Below are 13,617 nucleotides of genomic sequence, written 5' to 3' on the forward strand. Positions count from 1 at the left end.
TCTGCACGCCTTGATTACGGCTGGCCCTTGGGCAGCGCGGCAAAGAAGTCCGCATGGCTCGGCTGGCGGGTTTGCTGCAGAATTTCGGCCAGCGCCACCAGCGGATCGTCGTTCCAGTCGGCACGAATATCGGTGCTGGCGTATTCACGGTCATGCCAGACCTGGAGCGCAGCCGATTTCAGTCCACGGCGATCGCCACCCGCCGCGGCTCCGGCGCACATCGCCGCCAGCAAGCGGTCGGCAAAGGGCAACGCAGACTGCTGCTGATAAACGCCCATCATCTCCTGCAGCGTGTCGGGCCCGGTCAGTAAATTTCCTCCGACCGTGCAGACCGTCGATTCAAGGCTGTCGGCAAATTCGCCACACTCACCGCCCGTCCAGTGGGCAATGCCGCCAAGACAATCGACGATCATCAGCTGCCTGCGCGCGGCCTCGGGATCGTCATCCAGCAAGGTACGCATCACCTGCGCAGCACCCTCGCCTGCTTTAAGCAGTGCCAAACCGCGCACGCCATACAGCGGATTGGTCATCGCCTGGGTGGCAATGGCGCCGGTTTGCGCGCGGCCATGGATCACCAACGCCCCGACGGCGGGCCCGGCGGTCGCGGTTGCCACGCCCAGCGCGCCGGTTTGTGGATCGCGTGCGACGATTGAAAAAGTCATCCCGATTCCTCGCGGTCAGATCTAATTTATATGTATAAATTATTGCAATATTGTTTATTTATACGCATAAATAAAAAACACAACAACGCTTATTCTTTCACCTGTTGCTGAAGAGGCCGTGATGCTGAGTGCGATAACCGGAAATTTGTTAAGCAGAAAATGGCTGCCCGCGTCAGCGCTTCTGGCCCTGCTGTGGCTGCCCGCATTGCAGGCGAAAACCCCTGCCGATGCGCTGTTAATCGGCCAGGTAGCGGAACCGCAGTCGCTGGACCCGCAGGTGGCGACGGCGGCGAATGACTCCCGCATTCTGGTCAATATTTATGACGGGCTGGTGCGCAATGGCGAAGGCAAGCTGGATATCGAACCGGCGCTGGCCACCAGCTGGGAGATCGCCCCGGACGGCCTGACCTATCGCTTCCATTTACGGCAAAACGTCCGTTTTCAGGATGGCACGCCGTTCAACGCCGAAGCCGCCAAATTCACCTTCCAGCGCATGCTCGATGATAAAAATCCGTGGCACAACACCGGCCCCTTCCCGCTGTCGTTCTTTTTCTCCTCGATAAAATCGATAGAAACGCCCGATCAGCAGACGCTGGTATTTCACCTTAGCGAGCCTTTCGCGCCACTGCTGTCGAATCTGGCGACGCCGACCGGGCTGATCGTCTCGCCCACTGCGGTAAAAAAGTACGGCAAAGAGTTTGGACGCCATCCGGTCGGCACCGGCGCGTTCAGCTTTAGCGAATGGCAGCCGAACCAGCGCGTGGTGATCAAAGCAAATGCCGGTTACTGGGATGGCAAACCGGCGGTAAATAACGTGGTGTTCCGCCCGATCACCGACGGCAATACGCGGGTGGCGGAAATGCTCTCCGGCGGCATCGATGCGATGGTGGAAGTGCCGCCCGACACGGTGAAATTGTTTAAGGAGAAAAGCAATCGCTTCCGTCTGTATGAAACCACCGGCCCGCACGTCTGGTACGTGATGCTCAACACCCAGGTTCCGCCGTTTAACGATCGCCGCGTGCGTCAGGCGGTTAACTACGCCATCAATAAACAGTCGCTGGTCGATAACATCCTGCAAGGCTCTGCCAGCGTGGCGGATGGCCCGATACCTTCCGCATTCGGTTGGGCAGCCAACAAGGCGGTACAGCCCTGGCCGTACGATCCGCAGAAAGCACGTCAGCTGCTGAAGGACGCCGGAGCCGAAGGCGCCACCCTGACCTTTTATGTCACCGAAGGCGGTTCGGGCATGCTGGATCCGCTGCCGATGGCCACCGCCATTCAGGCCGATCTAAAAGCCGTCGGGCTGAAGGTCAATATTCAGAGCTATGAGTGGAACACCTATCTGGCCAAGGTCAATGCCGGGCTGGATAACCACACCCATATGGCCGAAATGGCGTGGATGACCAACGATCCCGACACCCTGCCGTTCCTGACTTTGCGCACCGATGCCTGGCCGAAGAAAGGCGGATTTAACTCCGGCTATTACAGCAACCCTCAGGTCGATCGACTGCTGCAAGAGGCGCGACTGACCACCGACAAGGCGACGAGGGCCACCCTCTACCGGCAGGTTCAGCAAATTGTGCATGACGATGCGCCGGGGATTTTCGTCGCCAACTGGAAGCAGAACGCCGTGACCTCCACGCGCATCGCGCACTTTGCTCTGCAACCCAACTTTAACCTGTTACTCAACCGGGTGACCAAATACTGATTTCAGAGCGGAGCGTGGTTATGTGGAGCTACCTGTTAAAAAGGCTGTTATCAACCGTGCCGGTGTTTATCGGCCTGTCGCTGATTGTGTTTGTGATTATGGCGATGATCCCCGGCAACCCGGCACAGGCATTACTGGGCGCCTGGGCTACCCCGGAAAATGTCGCGCGCATCAATCAGGAGCTGGGGCTGAACAAGCCGCTGTGGCAGCAGTATCTGATTTGGGTCGGCAATATGCTGCATGGGGACTTTGGCCGATCCTATGTGCTCAATCGCCCGGTGATTGATGAAGTGATGCAGCGCCTCGGCAACACGCTGATCCTCGGCGGAAGCGCGCTGTTAATCAGCACGGTGTTGGGCTTGCTGGCGGGGATTGTCTCAGCGGTAAGGCAGTTCGGCTGGGGTGACCGGCTGATTACCCTGCTGGTGCTGATCGGCATTTCGCTGCCGTCATTCTGGATTGGCTTGGTGATGATTATGCTGTTTGCGGTCCAGCTGCAATGGTTCCCGGCCTCGGGTATGGTTGCCATTTGGGGCGGTGGCGGCTGGCTGGATCTGTTGCAGCACCTGGCGATGCCCGCCGTGACGCTGGCGATTGTCGCCACCGGCGTGATTGCCCGCCTGACCCGCACCGCGATGCTGGAAGTGCTGCGTCAGGACTTTATCCGTACCGCGCGCGCCAAGGGATTGTCCGAGCGCAAGGTAATCTATGGCCACGCTTTCCGTATGGCGCTGGTGTCGGTGATCCCGGTGATCGGTATTCAGGCCGGATTTGTGCTGGGCGGCGCGGTGTATATCGAAACCGTCTTCCAGTGGCCGGGCCTTGGCGCCATGCTGGTCAACGCCGTTTCCACCCGCGATCTGCTGCTGGTACAGGGCGGCGTACTGGTCGCGGCCTGCGCCTATGTGTTGATCAACCTGTGTGCCGATATCCTGCAGGCGCTTCTCGACCCGAGGTTAAAATCATGAGCGAGACACTCTCACCGACGCGTCAGCGCCGTTCGGCCTGGTCGCTGCTGCTGGCTAACCGGCTGGCAACCCTCGGGCTGATTATTCTGACCCTTTCCGCGCTGGCCGCACTCTGTACCCCGCTGCTGCCGCTGGCCGATCCCGATGCCACCGATTTACTGAAACGCCTGCTGCCGCCGTTGTCACCCGGCCACCTGTTAGGCACCGATCCGCTGGGCCGGGATGTGCTGTCCAGGTTGGTATGGGGCACCCGGGTTTCGCTGGCGGTCGGCATCAGCGCCACCCTGCTGGCGGCCTTTTTCGGCACGCTGATTGGACTGATTGCTGGCTACGCTGGCGGCAAGGCCGACAGCCTGCTGATGCGCTTTATCGATATGCTGATGGCGTTTCCCTACATCCTGTTGGCGCTGGTGATTGTGGCGGTGCTCGGCCCGGGTCTGCTTAACGCGCTGTACGCTATCGCCGTGGTCAACATTCCGTTCTTTGCCCGTAATATCCGTGGCCTGACCGTCGGCCTGCGCCAGCGTGATTTTGTGCAGGCGGCGCGGCTGTCCGGCAAAAACCATACGCAGATCCTGTTCACCGAGGTGCTGCCCAACGTGATGCCGGTGATTGTCATCACCCTGTCCACCACCGTCGGCTGGATGATCCTTGAAACCGCCGGCCTGTCGTTCCTTGGGCTGGGCACGCAACCCCCGGCGGCGGATTTAGGCTCGATGCTCGGCCAGGGCCGCGCGCAGATGTTTAGCGCGCCGCACGTTTCGGTGGTGCCAGGGGTGATGATTTTTCTGCTGGTGATGAGCTTTAACCTGCTGGGCGATGGCATCCGCGATGTGCTGGATCCGCGTCTGAAGTCCGGCGTCTTGCTCAGAGCCAGAGCGGTGACCCGCGTTACCCGCACGGCCATCCCGGCCGCCACCCAGGGCGAGGCGGCGTTACTTGAGGTGGTCGACCTGGCGGTGAGCTTCCGTTCCGGCAGCCAGTTCCAGCCCGCCGTTCGCGGCATCAGCTTTCACGTTAAGCGCGGCGAATGCCTTGGCCTGATTGGTGAAAGTGGCTCCGGCAAAAGCGTGACCGCGCTGTCGGTGATGGGCCTGGTGGCTTCCCCGCCGGGCGAAATTACCGGCGGCGCAATTTATGTCGCGGGTGAAGAGATGCTGTCACTGCCGCAAAAAACGTTGCAGCAGCGTCGTGGCGCGCGGGTGGCCTATATCTTCCAGGATCCGCTGACCACGCTGCATCCGCAGATGAGCATTGGCAGCCAGCTGATTGAAGCCATTCAGGCCCACCAGCCGTTAACCTCCGCCGCTGCGAAAGCCAAAGCGCTGGAGTTGCTGACCAGCGTTGGCATCCAGGACGCGGCGCCGCGTTTTCATGCCTATCCGCATCAGCTTTCCGGCGGACAGCGTCAGCGGGTGGGAATTGCGATGGCGCTGGCTAACGATCCGGACATTATTATCGCCGATGAGCCCACCACCGCGCTGGACGTCACCGTGCAGGCCCGCATTCTGGAGCTGCTGCAACGTTTACGCCGTGAACGGGGCCTGACGCTGCTGTTTATCACCCACGACTTTGGCGTTATTGCGCAGATTTGCGACCGGGTCGCGGTGATGCGTTTTGGTGAAATCGTCGAAACCGGCGATACGCAGCAGGTGCTGGATCATCCGCAGCACGACTACACCCGCCGGCTGATTGCCAGCGTGCCGAAACTGGGCCAGGGACGTCAATTTTTGCAGCAGGTCGCCGGATTGTATCCCGCCACCGTGAAGGAGGGATGATGAGCAACGTGATTGAAGTGAAAAATCTGGTGAAAACCTTTGGCCGTAAAGGCCGTTGGTTCGCGGCCGGTGACCACCAGGTGCATGCTGTTAAAGGGGTATCGCTGCACCTTGCCGCCGGGGAGACGCTGGCGGTGGTGGGTGAAAGCGGCTCGGGCAAAAGCACCCTGGCCAGAATGCTGGTCGGCCTGGAAACCCCGACCTCCGGCAGCATCGAATTGATGGGCCAGCCGCGCCCGCAGCAGGCGAAAGCATCGGGCCGCACCATTCAGTATGTGTTTCAGGATCCGGTGGCGTCGCTAAACCCGCGCAAAACCATTGCCGATATCCTGGCGATCCCGCTCAGTCACCTCTGCGGGTATTCTGCCGCACGGCGCAAAACCCGCATGCTGGAACTGATGGAAGCGGTACAGATGCCCGCTGATGCCCTGCTCGGCTATCCGCATGAATTTTCAGGCGGCCAGGCACAGCGTCTGGCCATCGCCCGCGCGCTGGCGGCGGAAGCACGGATTCTGGTGCTCGACGAACCGGTCAGCGCGCTGGACGTCTCGGTGCAGGCGCAGGTGTTGCTGCTGCTGGACCAGTTAAAAACGCAGTTTGGCCTCTCCTACCTGTTTATCAGCCACGACCTGGCGGTGGTGGAATCCATCGCCGATCGGGTGGCGGTGATGTATCGCGGAGATTTGGTAGAATGCGCACCGAACGAGGTGCTGTTTGCTTCTCCTCAGCACAGTTATACCCAGACGCTGCTGGCCAGCGCGCCCCGGCTATAAAGGACAGAATGCGATGAATGCCGAAAAAATCCCGCAGGCGGACCCCGTCCGTCGCAAGCGGACCGATGAAATCGTCGACGCGATCAAAGAGAGCATCGTGCGCGATAACCTGCTGCCCGGCGATCGCCTGCCGCAGGAAAAGGATCTCGCCAGCCGTTTTGCTGCCGGGAAAAGTACCGTGCGCGAAGCGTTAAAATCGCTGGAAGTTCAGGGGCTGATCCGCACCAAAACCGGCCCAGGCGGCGGTGCGTTTATTGAATCCATGAGCGATAACCGCGCGATGAGCCTGCTGTCGAACTACCTGTTCACCCGCGAGCTTTCCATCGCCAATATCTATGCCCTGCGCAAAGCCCTTGAGCCGCTGGTGGCGGTCAGCGCCATCGACAATATTGATGCCGCCGGATTTGAGCAGCTGCATACGCTGATAAAAATCTACGATCATGAACCCGCTGACGAGCAGGAGCGCTGGAACCAGCGCATGGCCGAGCTGGATTTTCATGGCGTGGTGGCCAGTTATTCCGACAACGTGCTGCTGGCGTTTCTCTGTCACTTTTTGCAGCGATTGCTGAAGGATCTGGCGGTGTGCAAAGACATTTATCAGCGCCCTGAGCCGGTCAACCGCCGCGCGGGCATTGAGTATCAGTATCGCCTGATTGAGGCCTTGCGCCGCAAGGATGCCGGTGAAGTCGACCGGATCATGACCGAGCATATGCAGCATGCGGAGAACGCCATGCTGACGCTGGAAGCGACGCTGGAAGAGCGGTTTTTGAGTGAAAAGCCTGCTGCCGATCGCGAATAATCTTAAGTTGCTCAGCAGATTAGCTTCTCCCGAGGCGGCCTGCGCTAATTTCAGCTACCATGCTGTGAAGTTAACGTGAAACACCGACCAGGGAGATACCATGACTCAGCCTTCTGCCCCCAAGGGGTTGTCCGTCGCCGAGGCGCTGGACAAACTTGATGCCCTGTATGAAGAGGCCGTAACCGCCCTGCGTACCGCCATCAACACCTATATCAGCAGCGGAAAATTGCCGGAAGAGTCGGCTCGCGCGAATGGACTGTTTGTCTATCCTGAACTGCGCGTCAGCTGGGCCGGCGATGAATCCGGTCACCGGCTGACCCGTGCCTTTGGCCGCTTCACCCGTCCGGGAAGCTATGCCACCACCGTGACCCGCCCGGCGCTGGCCCGTCACTACCTTTCGGAACAGCTGGAAATGCTTACCGGTGAATATCCGGTCACGCTGGAAGTGAAACCGTCAAAGCAGGAAATCCCCTTCCCGTACGTGATTGACGGTTCGAACCTCGGCCTCGATCGCACCATGAGCGCCGGGCTGGCCAAGCATTTCCCGACGACCGAGCTGGCGCAGATTGGCGATGAAAATGCCGATGGCCTGTATCAGCCAGGTGAAGAGTTCCCGCTGTCGCATTTCGATGCGCTGCGCACCGACTTCTCACTGGCCAGGCTGCGTCACTATACCGGCACGCCGGTTGAGCATTTCCAGTCCTACGTGCTGTTCACCAACTACACCCGCTATGTCGACGAGTTTGTGCGTTGGGGCTGTGAGCAGATCGCCGATCCGGCGTCGCCATATGAAGCCCTGTCCTGCGCCGGCAGCATTTTCGTCACCGCCGAGACGCCAAACCCGCAGGAAGCGATTTCCGGCCTGGCCTGGAAGAACCACCAGATGCCTGCCTGGCATCTGATTGCTAAAAATGGTCAGGGCATTACGCTGATCAATATCGGCGTGGGCCCGTCGAATGCCAAAACCATTTGCGATCATCTGGCGGTGCTGCGTCCGCACACCTGGCTGATGATTGGTCACTGTGGCGGCCTGCGCGAAAGCCAGAGCATCGGCGATTACGTGCTGGCGCATGCTTACCTGCGTGATGACCATGTGCTGGACGCGGTGCTGCCGCCGGATATCCCGGTGCCGAGCATTGCCGAAGTGCAGCGCGCGCTGTATGACGCCACCAAGCATGTCAGCGGCATGCCGGGCGACCTGGTGAAACAGCGTCTGCGTACCGGCACCGTAGTCACTACCGACGACCGTAACTGGGAGTTGCGCTATTCCGCCTCGGCGCTGCGCTTTAACCTCAGCCGCGCGGTTGCGGTGGATATGGAAAGCGCCACCATTGCCGCGCAGGGTTATCGCTTCCGCGTCCCTTACGGCACGCTGCTTTGCGTTTCCGATAAGCCGCTGCACGGCGAAATCAAGCTGCCGGGCCAGGCCAACCGCTTCTATGAAGGGGCGATTTCCGAGCACCTGCAAATTGGTATCTGTGCCATTGATTTACTGCGGGCGGAAGGCGACAAGCTGCACTCGCGTAAGTTACGCACCTTCAACGAGCCGCCGTTCCGCTAGGTTATACCAGGCGGAAAGAAAACAGCCGTGGCAGACATGCCGCGGCTGAATGATGACTTCCGGTTAAAGCGCCGCGAATGCAGGGCCGCCAGACCGGTCCCCTCTCCCGTCATCGCCCCGTGATCTCCGCGTTATGTCCCACCCAGATAGGCACTTCTGACCTCTGGATTGACCAACAGCTCCTGCCCGCTGCCGCTCAGGCGAATCTGCCCGTTAACCATCACATACGCCCGATCCGACAGCTTAAGCGCATGGTTGGCGTTCTGCTCCACCAGAAACAGCGTCATGCCGCCTTGCGTCAGCTCGCGCAGGATCTGGAAAATCTGCTTCACCACAATCGGTGCCAGTCCCAGGCTGGGTTCATCCAGCAGCAGTAATTTCGGCCGACTCATCAGCGCCCGGGCGATGGCCAGCATCTGCTGTTCGCCGCCCGACAGCGTCATCGCGCGCTGGCTGCGGCGTTCCTCCAGCCGGGGAAACAGATCATACATCCGCGCTTTATCTTCATGTTGGTAACGGCTGCCGATCGGGATGGTGCCCATCAGCAGGTTTTCTTCCACCGTCATATCGGGGAAGATGCGTCGTCCCTCAGGCGCCTGCGCAATGCCGTTGCTGGCGATAAAGTGGGTGGATTTGTGGCTGATATCCTCGCCGCGATAGAGGATCTGTCCGGCGGCAATCCGCGGCTGGCCAAATATCGACATCAGCAGCGTTGACTTGCCCGCGCCGTTGGCGCCGATCAGCGAGACGGTTTCGCCTTCATTGACCGTCAGCGAAATCTCCTTCAGCGCCTGAATCGGGCCGTAAAACACGTTCACCTTGCGGAACTCCAACATCGGCTGGCTCATCCGGCGATCTCCTCTTCGTCTGCACCCAGATACGCCGCGATGACGCTGACGTTGGTCTGGATCTCGCTGGGTGTGCCGCGCGCAATTACATCGCCGTGGTCCAGCACGATCACATGGTCGGATATGTCCATCACCATGCCCATATCATGCTCAATCAGTAGCACCGTCACGCCATGTTGCTGACGCAGGAAACGCACGATTTTGCTCAGCGCCTGCGTTTCCACCGGGTTGAGGCCGGCAGCGGGCTCGTCCAGACAGATCATTTCCGGGCCGGTGCACATCGCGCGGGCAATCTCCAGCCGCCGCTGCTGGCCATAGGACAGCGTTCCCGCCAGCCGGTTGGCACAATCCACCAGGTTCACCACGTCCAGCCAGTAAAAGGCGCGGTCCAGCGCCTGGTTTTCCGCCCGACGGTAGCCGGGCGTATTCAGGATCCCGGCCATCAGATTGCGGTTGGCCTGCATGTGTTGCGCCACCAGCAGGTTCTCTACCACCGACATTTCGCGGAACAGGCGGATATTCTGGAAGGTACGCGCCAGTCCGGCCCGGTTGACCAGGTGCGTGCCGCCAAACATTTTGTAGTAGATACGGGAACCGAGGCGCGCAGGATTGATGAAATCCGCCGGGCGGATCTTCTGCCCCAGCACCTGGATCACATCGGTCATCCGCGACTGCGCGTTCAGCACAATCGAGCCGCCGGTGGCCTGATAAAACCCGGTCAGGCAGTTAAACACCGTGGTTTTTCCCGCGCCGTTCGGCCCGATTAAGGCGGTTATTGAGCCGCGCTCGACGTCCAGATTGACATCATTCAGCGCCTTGATGCCGCCAAAGTGCATCATCAGATGTTCAACACGCAGGATGCTGTCGCTCATGGCGCCACTCCTTTTCGTGTTGGCACCCCGACCCGGCTGGTGCGAACCAGGCCTCGCGGTCGCCAGATCATCATCAGCACCATCAGCACGCCAAACAGCAGCACCCGGTATTCGGCAAAGCTGCGTAAAAGCTCGGGGGCCACGGTCAGCACAAAGGCCGCCAGCACCACGCCAAGGGTGGAACCCATGCCGCCCAGCACCACGATGGCGAGGATCAGCGCGGACTCAAAGAAGGTAAACGAGGTCGGGTTAACAAAGCCCTGATAGGTGGCGAAGAACACCCCGGCAATCCCGGCGGTGGATGCGCCCATCATAAACGCCGAGAGCTTGACCAAAACATGGTTCAGCCCCATCGCGCGGCAGGCAATCTCATCTTCACGCAGCGCTTCCCACGCCCGGCCAATCGGCATGCGGGTCAGGCGATGCTTGATAAACAACACCAGCAGCACCACCAAAATCAGCACCGTGTAGATAAAAATAAACTTCAGGTTGGGGTTATAGGTGATATTCAGAAACTCGTGGATCGGTACGCCGCCGTCCTTCGCCCTGCGGCCAAACTCCAGGCCGAAGAAGGTCGGTGAAGGCACCGAGACGCCGTTTGGCCCACCGGTGAAGCTCACCCAGTTGGTGAGTACCAGCCGGATAATCTCGCCAAAGCCCAGCGTCACAATCGCCAGATAATCGCCATGCATACGCAGCACCGGAAAACCCAGTAATGCCCCGGCCAGCGCCGCCATCACCGCCCCCAGCGGCAGCATCGCCCAGAAGCCCAGCCCAAGGTACTGATAGCCCAACGCCAGGCCATAGGCACCGATGGCGTAGAACGCCACATATCCCAGGTCCAGCAGGCCCGCCAGCCCCACCACAATATTCAGCCCGAGGCCGAGCAGCACGTAGATCAGGCCCAGAATCGCCACGGTTAGCAGATACTTTGTGGCAATAAACGGGAACAGTATGCCCAGCACCAGCAGCAGCGGAATGATCCAGCGCATCCGGCTGCGGTAATCCGCTGGCCGCACGTAGACGCCATCGTCTGCCCCTTCAAAACGGGCGACGAATTTACGGCCGGTGGCGCTTTGCAGCGTCAGGCTCAGCAGCAGCTTCCCCGCCATCACCACGCCCACCAGCACCGCCACCCGTTGCGGCGACAAATCGTAGCTGTAGCCCTTCAGCACAATGCCAACTATCGGACCAAACACCACCAGCGCACAGAGCCCGGCCAGGACCGTATCAATCAGGCTTTGTTTTATATTCAGGCCCGGCTTAAGAGAAGCATCCGTCATCATTAACTCCCTAAACCTTGGTCACCAGCGGACGACCCAGTAAACCCTGCGGGCGGAAAATCAAAATCACCACCAGCAGCCCAAAAGAGAACACGTCTTTGTAATCGGAGTTCACCATGCCGGCGAACTGCGCTTCCGCGATGCCCAACAGCAGGCCACCCAGCATCGCGCCAGGCAGTGAACCGATCCCGCCCAGCACCGCTGCGGTAAAGGCCTTGATGCCGATAATAAATCCGGCGTAGAAATCGAAGGTGCCGTAGTTCATGGTCACCAGCACGCCCGCCAGTCCGGCCATCGCCGCGCCAATCACAAACACCAGCGAGATCACCCGATCGGTATTGATGCCGAGGATAGAGGCCATGCGTCGATCCTGCTGCGTGGCGCGGCAGATGCGTCCCAGCCGCGTGTACTGGATGATCCAGGTGAGGATGGCCATGCCCAGGAACGCGGCGATCAGGATAAAGACTTTGGTCCAGGTGATTTGCACGATGCCGTCGCCGACGTCAAAACGCAGCACCCCGGTGAGCATGGTCGGAATGCCCTGCTGGTTTGGTCCCTGGCTGAGTTGCACGTAGTTTTGTAAAATCAGCGACATGCCGATGGCTGAGATTAACGGTGCCAGACGGGTTGAGTTGCGCAGTGGCCGGTAAGCCACCCGTTCAATCGCCCAGCCGTAAACGCCGGTGACCACGATGGTGAACACCAGCGTGCCGAAGATCAGCAGCGGGAAGGAGTGAATGCCGAAAGAGGCGAGCAGCGCCAGACCGATGGCGCAGAGGTAAGCGGAGATCATATACACTTCGCCGTGGGCAAAGTTAATCATACCGATAATGCCGTAAACCATGGTGTAGCCGATGGCGATCAGGCCGTACACGGCCCCCAGCGTCAGCCCATTAATCAGCTGTTGCAGAAAGAATGCTTCCATTGTGTCCCGTCTCGCCTGGGGTAAGCCGCCGCGGATAGCATCCGCGCCGGCTTAGCTGTTGCGACGTCCTGCCGGTCAGGCAGGCTGGAGGTAGTGCAGCGAATCAGAGCTGGTGATATTTGCCTTTGTCATCCCACTTGTAGACCACGTAATCCGAGACTTTCAGGTCGCCTTTGCCATCCCAGGATTTCGGGCCCATTACCGTGTCGACGGTATGCGACTTCAGCCATTCGCTGGCTTTGGCATTGTCTTTACCCGCACCGTTATAGGCGGCGGCAATGGCCTGGATGGAGGCATAGGCATACAGGGTGTAGCCTTCCGGCTCGAAGCCGCCGGCGCGGAATTTATCAATCACCGGTTTGCCAGCCGGGATGGTGCGCGGATCGTTACCGAAGGTCATCAGCACGCCGTCGGTAAACTGCGGTCCACCGGCGGCAGTAACCAACTCTTCCGTCACGATGCAGTCGCCGGAGAAGAATTTGGCCTGCACGCCCTGCTCACGCATCTGACGAACCAGCGGACCCGCTTCCGGGTGACAGCCGCCGAAGTACACCACGTCCGGTTTCAGCGCGCCGATTTTGGTCACCAGCGCATTAAAGTCTTTCTCGCCACGGGTCAGACCTTCGTACAGCACCTCTTTGGTGCCGCGTTTTTCCAGCGCGGCTTTGGTGGCATCCGCCAGGCCCTGACCGTAGGTATCTTTATCGTGGCTCACCGCAATTTTCTTCGCTTTCAGCACGTCCAGCATATAGTTGGCGGCGACGGCACCTTGCTGATCGTCACGCCCGCACATGCGGAACATGTCTTTCTGGCCGCGTTCGGTGATTTGTGGGTTGGTGGAGCCTGGGGTGATGGTCAGCACGCCCGCATCGTCATACACCACCGAGGCTGGCATGGTGGAGGAGGAGCAGAAGTGGCCAACCACCGCTGAGACTTTGGACTCGTCCACCAGGCGGTTAGCGACCGCGACGGCCTGCTTCGGTTCGCAGGCGTCATCGCCCTGCACCAGCACGATTTTTTCGCCCTTAATTCCGCCCGCCGCATTGATGTCCGCTGCGGCCTGCGAGGCCCCTTTCCAGTATTGCGCACCGTAAGTGGCGTTCGGGCCGGTGAACGGACCTGCCACCCCAATCATCACATCCGCATGCGCATACAACGCGGTACTTAAACAAGCAGCAATCACAACCTGAAGCGATAACTTATTTAATTTCAAAGACATTCGGTATTCCTCAGCACGGTTCAGATCCATACGCCGCCGGGCGGCGTGGGAAACAGCAATGATGGGTCGATATCCTGATAAGCGAGTGGGCCGCGAGCGGCTAAGGTTGATTAAGCAATATTCCCGCCATTTCCCTATGAAACCGCTGATTTCTTTCAGATATGAGAGGTAACACGGGGCAATCCAATGTTACAGCCCGTTCATCAGCGGCGTTTAGGGGT

Annotated in this window: 12 protein-coding genes; 6 read left to right on the top strand and 6 right to left on the bottom strand. The window is 59.7% G+C overall.

Annotated features, from left to right (window positions below; genetic code table 11):
* Positions 1–14: 14 nt before the first annotated feature.
* Positions 15–662: a DUF1028 domain-containing protein gene (locus tag E2F51_RS21495; RefSeq protein WP_134824520.1), complete on the bottom strand. Its 648-nt coding sequence runs from the start codon at positions 660–662 to the stop codon at positions 15–17.
* A 121-nt stretch (positions 663–783) separates the two neighbouring features.
* Here E2F51_RS21495 and E2F51_RS21500 point away from each other — a divergent pair, with 121 nt between their 5' ends.
* The 6 genes from E2F51_RS21500 (at position 784) to E2F51_RS21525 (ending at position 8,249) form a co-directional block, all read left to right on the top strand.
* Positions 784–2,370: an ABC transporter substrate-binding protein gene (locus E2F51_RS21500; protein WP_134824521.1), complete on the top strand. Its 1,587-nt coding sequence runs from the start codon at positions 784–786 to the stop codon at positions 2,368–2,370.
* Between the two features lie 20 nt (positions 2,371–2,390).
* Entirely contained in the window at positions 2,391–3,338 is a 948-nt protein-coding gene (locus E2F51_RS21505) for an ABC transporter permease (RefSeq protein WP_134824522.1), read from the top strand.
* Positions 3,335–5,116 (top strand): dipeptide/oligopeptide/nickel ABC transporter permease/ATP-binding protein, encoded by a 1,782-nt coding sequence (locus E2F51_RS21510; protein WP_134824523.1) that lies wholly within the window; start codon positions 3,335–3,337, stop codon positions 5,114–5,116. The genes E2F51_RS21505 and E2F51_RS21510 overlap by 4 nt, the downstream gene beginning before the upstream one ends.
* Positions 5,116–5,889, top strand: coding sequence for an ATP-binding cassette domain-containing protein (locus E2F51_RS21515; RefSeq protein ID WP_013202879.1), 774 nt, complete (start codon positions 5,116–5,118; stop codon positions 5,887–5,889). The genes E2F51_RS21510 and E2F51_RS21515 overlap by 1 nt, the downstream gene beginning before the upstream one ends.
* 13 nt (positions 5,890–5,902) lie before the next feature.
* Positions 5,903–6,688 (top strand): FadR/GntR family transcriptional regulator, encoded by a 786-nt coding sequence (locus E2F51_RS21520; protein ID WP_013202880.1) that lies wholly within the window; start codon positions 5,903–5,905, stop codon positions 6,686–6,688.
* A gap of 100 nt (positions 6,689–6,788) precedes the next feature.
* On the top strand, positions 6,789–8,249 hold the full coding sequence (locus tag E2F51_RS21525) for an AMP nucleosidase (RefSeq protein ID WP_013202881.1): 1,461 nt from the start codon (positions 6,789–6,791) through the stop codon (positions 8,247–8,249).
* 131 nt (positions 8,250–8,380) lie between these two features.
* Here the strand turns inward: E2F51_RS21525 and E2F51_RS21530 are convergent, their stop codons facing one another.
* The 5 genes from E2F51_RS21530 to E2F51_RS21550 all read right to left on the bottom strand — a co-directional run bounded on the left by E2F51_RS21530 (position 8,381) and on the right by E2F51_RS21550 (position 13,396).
* A complete protein-coding gene (locus tag E2F51_RS21530; protein ID WP_134824524.1) occupies positions 8,381–9,097 on the bottom strand; it encodes an ABC transporter ATP-binding protein in 717 nt (238 codons plus the stop codon).
* The gene (locus E2F51_RS21535; protein WP_134824525.1) at positions 9,094–9,969 is read right to left on the bottom strand and encodes an ATP-binding cassette domain-containing protein; all 876 of its coding nucleotides are present in this window, start codon (positions 9,967–9,969) and stop codon (positions 9,094–9,096) included. The genes E2F51_RS21530 and E2F51_RS21535 overlap by 4 nt, the downstream gene beginning before the upstream one ends.
* Entirely contained in the window at positions 9,966–11,252 is a 1,287-nt protein-coding gene (livM, locus tag E2F51_RS21540; RefSeq protein ID WP_134824945.1) for a high-affinity branched-chain amino acid ABC transporter permease LivM, read from the bottom strand. The genes E2F51_RS21535 and livM overlap by 4 nt, the downstream gene beginning before the upstream one ends.
* A gap of 10 nt (positions 11,253–11,262) precedes the next feature.
* Entirely contained in the window at positions 11,263–12,177 is a 915-nt protein-coding gene (locus E2F51_RS21545; RefSeq protein WP_013202886.1) for a branched-chain amino acid ABC transporter permease, read from the bottom strand.
* Between the two features lie 103 nt (positions 12,178–12,280).
* Positions 12,281–13,396, bottom strand: coding sequence for a branched-chain amino acid ABC transporter substrate-binding protein (locus E2F51_RS21550; protein ID WP_134824526.1), 1,116 nt, complete (start codon positions 13,394–13,396; stop codon positions 12,281–12,283).
* Positions 13,397–13,617 lie beyond the last annotated feature (221 nt).

This window comes from Erwinia sp. QL-Z3 (genome assembly GCF_004551645.1).
GTDB lineage: Bacteria > Pseudomonadota > Gammaproteobacteria > Enterobacterales > Enterobacteriaceae > Erwinia > Erwinia billingiae.

What these genes read in the sequence shown, in the direction of transcription:
- E2F51_RS21505 (WP_134824522.1), top strand. Translation starts at nt 2,391, where the DNA reads ATGTGGAGCTACCTGTTAAAAAGGCTGTTATCAACCGTGCCGGTGTTT.
- E2F51_RS21495 (WP_134824520.1), bottom strand. Translation starts at nt 662, where the DNA reads ATGACTTTTTCAATCGTCGCACGCGATCCACAAACCGGCGCGCTGGGC.
- E2F51_RS21545 (WP_013202886.1), bottom strand. Translation starts at nt 12,177, where the DNA reads ATGGAAGCATTCTTTCTGCAACAGCTGATTAATGGGCTGACGCTGGGG.
- E2F51_RS21510 (WP_134824523.1), top strand. Translation starts at nt 3,335, where the DNA reads ATGAGCGAGACACTCTCACCGACGCGTCAGCGCCGTTCGGCCTGGTCG.
- E2F51_RS21515 (WP_013202879.1), top strand. Translation starts at nt 5,116, where the DNA reads ATGAGCAACGTGATTGAAGTGAAAAATCTGGTGAAAACCTTTGGCCGT.
- E2F51_RS21535 (WP_134824525.1), bottom strand. Translation starts at nt 9,969, where the DNA reads ATGAGCGACAGCATCCTGCGTGTTGAACATCTGATGATGCACTTTGGC.
- E2F51_RS21500 (WP_134824521.1), top strand. Translation starts at nt 784, where the DNA reads ATGCTGAGTGCGATAACCGGAAATTTGTTAAGCAGAAAATGGCTGCCC.
- E2F51_RS21550 (WP_134824526.1), bottom strand. Translation starts at nt 13,396, where the DNA reads ATGTCTTTGAAATTAAATAAGTTATCGCTTCAGGTTGTGATTGCTGCT.
- livM (WP_134824945.1), bottom strand. Translation starts at nt 11,252, where the DNA reads ATGACGGATGCTTCTCTTAAGCCGGGCCTGAATATAAAACAAAGCCTG.
- E2F51_RS21530 (WP_134824524.1), bottom strand. Translation starts at nt 9,097, where the DNA reads ATGAGCCAGCCGATGTTGGAGTTCCGCAAGGTGAACGTGTTTTACGGC.
- E2F51_RS21520 (WP_013202880.1), top strand. Translation starts at nt 5,903, where the DNA reads ATGAATGCCGAAAAAATCCCGCAGGCGGACCCCGTCCGTCGCAAGCGG.
- E2F51_RS21525 (WP_013202881.1), top strand. Translation starts at nt 6,789, where the DNA reads ATGACTCAGCCTTCTGCCCCCAAGGGGTTGTCCGTCGCCGAGGCGCTG.